Source organism: Pseudoalteromonas sp. 78C3, assembly GCF_002836695.1.
GTDB classification, from domain to species: domain Bacteria; phylum Pseudomonadota; class Gammaproteobacteria; order Enterobacterales; family Alteromonadaceae; genus Pseudoalteromonas; species Pseudoalteromonas arctica.
Genome location: NZ_PJAV01000162.1, coordinates 20,384 through 27,416, shown reverse-complemented (window position 1 = coordinate 27,416; position 7,033 = coordinate 20,384). Strand labels below are relative to the sequence as shown.

Genomic DNA, 7,033 nt, shown 5'->3' with positions numbered 1-7,033 from the left:
GTGTTAAAGTGTCTAAAATGCAATGGAAGGCATTAGTTTAATAACCTTTTAATAACTTTGATGGTTGTGTAGTAGTAAACATGATGAAATTTTCGATATTAGTCTGTGACGATTCTGCAGTTGCCCGTAAACAAGTCGTGCGGTGTTTAAATGAATGTATAGACGCTCAAATACAACAAGCTACAAATGGAGCGCACGCTCTAGAACTTTTACGAGCACAAAGCTTTGATTTATTGTGCTTAGATCTCACCATGCCCGAAGTTGATGGTATACAAGTACTCGAGACTATAAAAACAGAAAAAATAGAGTGCTTTGTTTTAGTTATTTCTGCTGATATACAAGAGAAAATGAAGCAACGAGTCGCACAACTTGGCGCAATAGACTTTATCGATAAACCTATCAATAAATCTAACTTAAACGAAATATTGCATAAATTTGGCATTCATTAGGTTTTTTCATGTTAAAAAAGGCTGTTTTATCTTTTAATTTAGGGTTGACAGCATAGCCTTTGTTAAGGCAGTCTTAACATATGAAAACAATTAATCGCGTACTGACCATTATTATTACAACCATCATTCTTACTGGATAGTGGCATAGGTCGGTGCAACAAATTTAAAGGCCTGTGTTCACTTAGAACACAGGCCTTTTTTCGTTTTATGGGATGAGGAACATAAACAATGCGAGTTTTAAAATTTGGTGGGTCTTCGCTTGCCGACTATGCATGCTTACAACAGGTAGCTCAGCTAGTTAAAGCACAATTAAAAGATGAAATGCTTTTGGTACTTTCTGCTCCAGGTGGAATGACCGATTCGCTAGTTGCACTTGCAAGTGCTGCAGAACAAGGCTCTGACTTTTCGCAGCAATGGCAAGCATTAGTTAGCCGCTGTGAAGGTTTGAAAGCTGACGTTGAAAAAAGTGGTGTAGTAGTTACAAGTTGGCCAAACTTAGGCGAGCTTAAAAATAAACTAGATGGCGTATCACTTATACAATGTTGCCCTGATCAAGTCCGCGCATTTGTAATTAGCTTTGGAGAGCGCGTTAGTGTTTCTTTAATGCAGGCTTTATTGAACTCGCACGATGCAAGATACTTAGAAGCAACAAGCTGTATCGCTTCAACTGGCGGTTATATCGACGCCGAGGCTGATTTAGTAACAAGTAAAGCGCGCTTTCAAGCTGTGCTTAAAGAAAGCCCTGCAACTATCTATATCATGCCTGGTTTTACAGCGAGTAATGATAAAGGTGAGCTTACAACGCTTGGCCGTAATGGCTCAGACTACTCAGCAGCAATTGCAGCAGCATGTTTAGAAGCTGAAATTTGCCAAATTTGGACTGACGTTGATGGTGTATACAGTGCTGATCCTCGTTATATTAAAAAAGCGACTAAAGTAGATTTTTTATCTTATAAAGAAGCGATGGAGCTTTCTTATTTTGGTGCAAAAGTACTTCATCCTAAAACAATTTTGCCGTGTGCTAAAGCCGGTGTGCCGTGCGAAATTAAAAATACGCATAACCCAGACGCACAAGGCTCATTAATTGGTAACGATTATTCATCAGATGAGCCAGTAAAAGCGCTTTCGAGCCTACAAGACCTTGCAATGCTAACTGTCTCAGGGCCAGGCATGAAAGGCAAAGTAGGTATGGCGTCTAAGGTATTTAACGCGCTTGCTCACGATAACGTATCAATTGTATTAATCACGCAGTCATCATGCGAATTTAGCATTAGCTTTTGTGTACACGAAACAGACCTAGCACTTGCACTTGATGCGCTACAAACCGCATTTGAACTTGAATTACAAGCAGGGCTTATTGAGCCTGTACAAGTTCAGCGCAATTTAGCTATTGTTACTTTAGTGGGCGATAACATGCGCGCACACCGTGGCTTAGCGGCTAAGTTTTTTGCATCGCTTGCACAAGCGCAAGTAAACATTGTGGCAATTGCACAGGATTCTACAGAAAGTGCTATTTCAGCAGTAATTGATGGTGAGTTATGTAACGACGCCGTAAAAATATGCCATGAAAACTTTTTCACGCATGTGCCGTCAATTGATGTGTTTTTACTAGGTTGTGGCTTAGTAGGGCAAGAGCTTATTAATCAGCTTGAGCGCCAGCAAGCGTGGCTTGAAAAACGTAATATTAAACTTAATTTGTATGGTGTTGCTAACTCTCGTCAATTACACCTTGATAGTGAAGGTATTGCTTTTGGTGATTGGCAGCAAAAATTGGCCTCATCTGAGCAGGCGTTTGATTTAAAACTAGTAGAGCAGTTTGTTAAGCAAAATCATTTAGTAAACCCTGTGCTTGTTGATTGTACGTCTTCGGATGCACTTGCTGCGCAGTATGTAGACTTTTTAAATGCAGGTTTTCATGTGGTTGCTGCCAATAAAAAAGCAACAACAAGCTCATACACGTATTACCAAGATTTAATTGCAGCAACGCAAAAGAATAATCGTAAATTTTTATACGAGACAAACGTAGGTGCAGGCTTACCAGTAATCGACAACCTACAGTCATTATTTGGTGCCGGTGATGAGTTATTAGAGTTTAGCGGTATTTTATCAGGTTCACTTTCGTATATGTTTGGCGCACTTCAAGATGGTTTATCACTTTCTGAGGCAACTATTAAGGCCAAAAAAAGTGGCTTTACTGAGCCAGATCCTCGTGATGATTTATCGGGTACCGATGTAGCACGTAAGTTATTGATCATCGCTCGCGAAGCCGGTATGAAATTAGAGCTAAGCGATATTGAAGTTGAGTCAGTATTACCACCAGGTTTTGCACAAGGTGATAGCGTTGATGAGTTTATGGCAAAACTACCAAGCTTAGATGCTGATTTTAACGACCGTATCAAAAGCGCTGCGAGCGAGGGTAGGGTACTTCGCTATGTAGGCACAATTAAAGAAGGCCACTGTAAAGTAGGTATTGAAGCGGTAGATGCAAAGCATGCGCTTAGTGTCATTCGTGATGGTGAAAACGCACTGGCTATTTTAAGCCAATACTACCAGCCACGTCCGTTTGTAATTCGTGGTTATGGCGCCGGCTCGGAAGTAACAGCCGCGGGTGTATTTGCTGATATTTTAAAAACGTTATCGCGCTAGGAGCTCGTTATGATTGAAGTATATGCTCCGGCGTCTATTGGTAATTTTGCAGTGGGTTTTGATGCACTTGGCGTAGCGCTTGCGCCAATTGATGGCAGTTTGTTAGGTGATGTAGCCGTTGTAAGCGCAGCACCAAGCGACGAATTTATTTGCACAGGCGAGTACGCTCACAAGTTACCAAGTGATGCTAATGAAAATTTAGCGTACCAGTGCTTAGTGCATTTTAGAGCGCATGTTGCGCCTAATATGCCAAGCGTAAAGCTCGAGCTTAAAAAGAACTTACCAATTGGCTCAGGGCTTGGATCTAGCGCGTGTTCGGTCGTGGCTACCTTTGCTGCCCTTGATAAGTTTGCAAAAACTAATTTAAGTCAGGTTGAGCTTATTGAACTGATGGCTGACTTTGAAGCTGTAGTAAGCGGCGGTCGTCATTACGATAACATCACGCCATGTTATTTAGGTGGTTTGCAGCTAACGGGTGATTTAATTCCTGATAAATCGATTGCACTTCCGGTTGATGAAAACTGGTATTACGTAGCTGCGTTTCCTGGTTTTTCACTCAACACTGCAAAAGCGCGTTCTGTTTTACCTAAAGAATTGAGCATGCATGCGAGTGTTGAGTTTGCGCAGCGTTTATCGGCATTTAGTAGCTTACTGTTAACTAATCGTTTTGACGATGCGCTAAGCATAATGAAAGATGAAATAGCAGAACCTTACCGCGCACCGCTCATTAAAGGCTTTAGTGAAGCCAAAGCAAGCTTGCCAGCACTGGGCGCTGAAATAGTCAGTATTTCGGGCGCAGGACCAACCTTATTTACTGTGTGTAAAACACTTGAAGCTGCACAGCAATGCGCGCAGTGGTTAGAAACCAATTACATTAACGAGCAAGGCTTTTGCCACATTTGTAAATTAGATAACGACGGCACGCGTCAATTAACAGTTTTATAGGATAGTTAGTCATGCAATTACATAATTTAAAAGATAGTTCACAAAAAGTGTCGTTCGTTGAAGCCGTAAAAACAGGTTTGGGTCGTAACCAAGGTGTATTTTTCCCAGAATCACTGGCCCCACTGTCCGATGTTGATGCATTGCTTGATATGGACTTTGTTACGCGCAGCGGCAAAATATTATCGCACCTAATTGGTGATGAGCTACCAAGCGATACTGTGGCACAAATGGTTAAAAATGCATTTAACTTTCCAGTTAAGCTGGTGGAAGTTGAAGAGAACACATACTGTTTAGAGCTGTTTCATGGTCCTACACTTGCGTTTAAAGACTTTGGTGGTCGCTTTATGGCAGAGTGTTTAACGCAGTTTAACAAAAACGAGAAAGTAACTATTTTAACAGCAACATCGGGCGATACCGGTGCAGCTGTAGCGCATGCTTTTTACAATAAACCAAATATCGATGTTGTTATTTTATACCCTAAAGGCAAAATTTCACTTGCTCAGCAAAAGCTATTTACTACGCTAGGTAACAATATTCATTGTTACGCAGTTGAGGGCAGCTTTGATGATTGCCAAGAGCTAGTTAAAAATGCCTTTTTAGATGAAGAAGTTAAATCAACACTTGGGCTTAACTCAGCTAATTCAATTAATATTAGCCGTTTAGTTGCTCAGGTTTGTTACTACTTTGAAGCCATCGCACAGCTACCAAAAGAAAAACGCGCAACAGCACATATATCAGTACCTAGTGGTAACTTTGGTAATGTGTGCGCCGCAATGATTGGTGCGGTTATTGGTTTACCTGTAGGTAAATTAAGCGCAACAACAAATCAAAATGATACTGTGCCGCGCTTTATGCTTGATAAAAACTGGACGCCAAACGCAACGCTTGAGTCGCTTTCAAATGCGATGGATGTAAGTAAGCCAAACAATTGGCCGCGTGTACAAACAATGTTAGATAATAACTGGTTTAGCTACGATAATTTTTATTCAACAAGCGTAAACGAGCAAGACACGCAAGCCGTGATGAAAAAAATTCAACAAACGGGCTATGTTGCAGAGCCTCATACTGCTATTGCTTACCAAGGTCTTGTTGAAAATCGTGCACCTGGTACAGCGGGTATCTTTTTAGCGACAGCTCATCCTGCTAAGTTTAAAGAAAGCGTAGAGGGTATTCTAAATATTGAATTAGGTATGCCAAAACCACTTGCTGATGCACTAGCAAAACCATGCCTAGCAAGCGATATGAACGCCGATTACGACGAGTTACGTACCGAAATGCTCGCTAAATTAGGCTAAGTTAAATTAAAAGGAAAAGCGGCTTGAGCCGCTTTTTTTATAACTTTATACGGATGAATACACTTGGTTATATTTACTAATTAAATGTAGTAAATATAATTCATTTAAAATTATTATGGCTTTATAAAAAAATATCATCTTAAAAGAGCTGTGAAATAGTTTCAATCCCTGTTTAAATATCCTCAACTTAAGAGCGTAGGCAAAGAGTCGTTTAAAGCGTACAATAAAGCCTCTAAAAAAACACCATACACGTTGCCCTAGGAGACCCCAATGTTAGAACGTAGCATGAATATTTCGGATTTTGATCCAGAGTTATTTGACGCGATAACCAAAGAAACTGCTCGCCAAGAAGAGCATATCGAACTAATCGCTTCAGAAAACTACTGTAGCCCACGCGTACTCGAAGCGCAGGGTTCACAGCTTACAAACAAATATGCAGAAGGTTACCCAGGCAAACGTTATTATGGCGGTTGTGAGCATGTAGATGTTGTTGAGCAATTAGCAATTGACCGTGCTAACGAATTATTTGGTTCTGACTACGCTAACGTGCAGCCACATGCTGGTTCGCAAGCTAATGCTGCTGTTTTTCTAGCATTATTAGACGCTGGCGATACTGTATTAGGTATGAGCTTAGCTCATGGTGGTCACTTAACTCACGGTTCTCACGTAAGCTTCTCTGGTAAGCTTTACAATGCAATCCAATACGGACTAGATGAAGCAACGGGCGAAATTGATTACGCACAAGTTGAAGCACTAGCACTTGAGCACAAGCCAAAAATGATTATTGGTGGTTTCTCAGCGTATTCTGGTATTGTTGATTGGGCTAAATTCCGTGAAATTGCTGACAAAATCGGTGCTTATCTGTTTGTTGACATGGCTCACGTTGCGGGTTTAATTGCGGCAGGCGTTTACCCAAGCCCTGTTCCTCATGCACACGTTGTAACTACAACTACGCATAAAACACTTGCAGGCCCTCGTGGTGGTTTGATTATTTCTGCATGTGGCGACGAAGCAATCTACAAAAAGCTTAACAGCGCTGTTTTCCCTGGTGGCCAAGGCGGTCCTTTATGTCATGTTATTGCAGCAAAAGCAGTGGCATTTAAAGAAGCACTTCAACCAGAGTTTAAAGTATACCAAACACAAGTTGTTAAAAACGCAAAAGCAATGGTTGCTGTAATGCAAGAGCGCGGCTACAAAATCGTATCTGACAAAACTGAAAACCACTTATTTTTACTTGATTTAATCGATAAAGATATCACTGGTAAAGATGCAGACGCAGCCCTAGGCAACGCTAACATCACAGTTAATAAAAACTCAGTACCGAACGATCCACGCTCACCATTTGTAACATCTGGTTTGCGTATTGGTTCTCCTGCAATTACTCGTCGTGGTTTTAAAGAAGAAGAATCAAAAGAGCTTGCTGGCTGGATTTGTGACGTACTAGATAACATCACTGATGAATCTGTACAGGCGCAAGTTAAAGAAAAAGTAAAAGCAATTTGTGCAAAATTACCTGTTTACGCTTAATTGCATAAGCGGCAGTAATTTAGAGCACATAAGCTAGGGGCCTGTTTATCTTTCGAGGTTTAATTTGCAGTAGTATGTTTGGCTTTTAAGCAAGGCAGAGTCTATGTAGTGTGGTTACTCCACACAAATAGGCGATAACGCAGCATAAATGCCAAACATGCACTGCCCTCG

Annotated in this window: 5 protein-coding genes; all 5 read left to right on the top strand. The window is 41.0% G+C overall.

Going from position 1 to position 7,033, the window contains the following annotated elements; all coding sequences use genetic code 11:
- Nucleotides 1-80: 80 nt before the first annotated feature.
- The 5 genes from CXF76_RS14445 (at nt 81) to glyA (ending at nt 6,862) form a co-directional block, all read left to right on the top strand.
- Entirely contained in the window at nt 81-449 is a 369-nt protein-coding gene (locus tag CXF76_RS14445; RefSeq protein ID WP_007587152.1) for a response regulator, read from the top strand.
- A 228-nt stretch (nt 450-677) separates the two neighbouring features.
- Nucleotides 678-3,095 (top strand): bifunctional aspartate kinase/homoserine dehydrogenase I, encoded by a 2,418-nt coding sequence (thrA, locus tag CXF76_RS14440; protein WP_101164011.1) that lies wholly within the window; start codon nt 678-680, stop codon nt 3,093-3,095.
- 9 nt (nt 3,096-3,104) lie between these two features.
- Complete coding sequence (gene thrB / locus CXF76_RS14435) at nt 3,105-4,040, top strand: homoserine kinase (protein ID WP_024608325.1); 936 nt, start codon at nt 3,105-3,107, stop codon at nt 4,038-4,040.
- Between the two features lie 11 nt (nt 4,041-4,051).
- Entirely contained in the window at nt 4,052-5,335 is a 1,284-nt protein-coding gene (gene thrC, locus CXF76_RS14430) for a threonine synthase (protein ID WP_024608326.1), read from the top strand.
- Nucleotides 5,336-5,605: 270 nt separating this feature from the next.
- Nucleotides 5,606-6,862: a serine hydroxymethyltransferase gene (gene glyA, locus CXF76_RS14425; protein ID WP_024589760.1), complete on the top strand. Its 1,257-nt coding sequence runs from the start codon at nt 5,606-5,608 to the stop codon at nt 6,860-6,862.
- Nucleotides 6,863-7,033: the final 171 nt, after the last annotated feature.

Coding starts and splice junctions, on each gene's coding strand:
- CXF76_RS14445 (WP_007587152.1), top strand. CDS start 81: ATGATGAAATTTTCGATATTAGTCTGTGACGATTCTGCAGTTGCCCGT.
- thrA (WP_101164011.1), top strand. CDS start 678: ATGCGAGTTTTAAAATTTGGTGGGTCTTCGCTTGCCGACTATGCATGC.
- thrB (WP_024608325.1), top strand. CDS start 3,105: ATGATTGAAGTATATGCTCCGGCGTCTATTGGTAATTTTGCAGTGGGT.
- thrC (WP_024608326.1), top strand. CDS start 4,052: ATGCAATTACATAATTTAAAAGATAGTTCACAAAAAGTGTCGTTCGTT.
- glyA (WP_024589760.1), top strand. CDS start 5,606: ATGTTAGAACGTAGCATGAATATTTCGGATTTTGATCCAGAGTTATTT.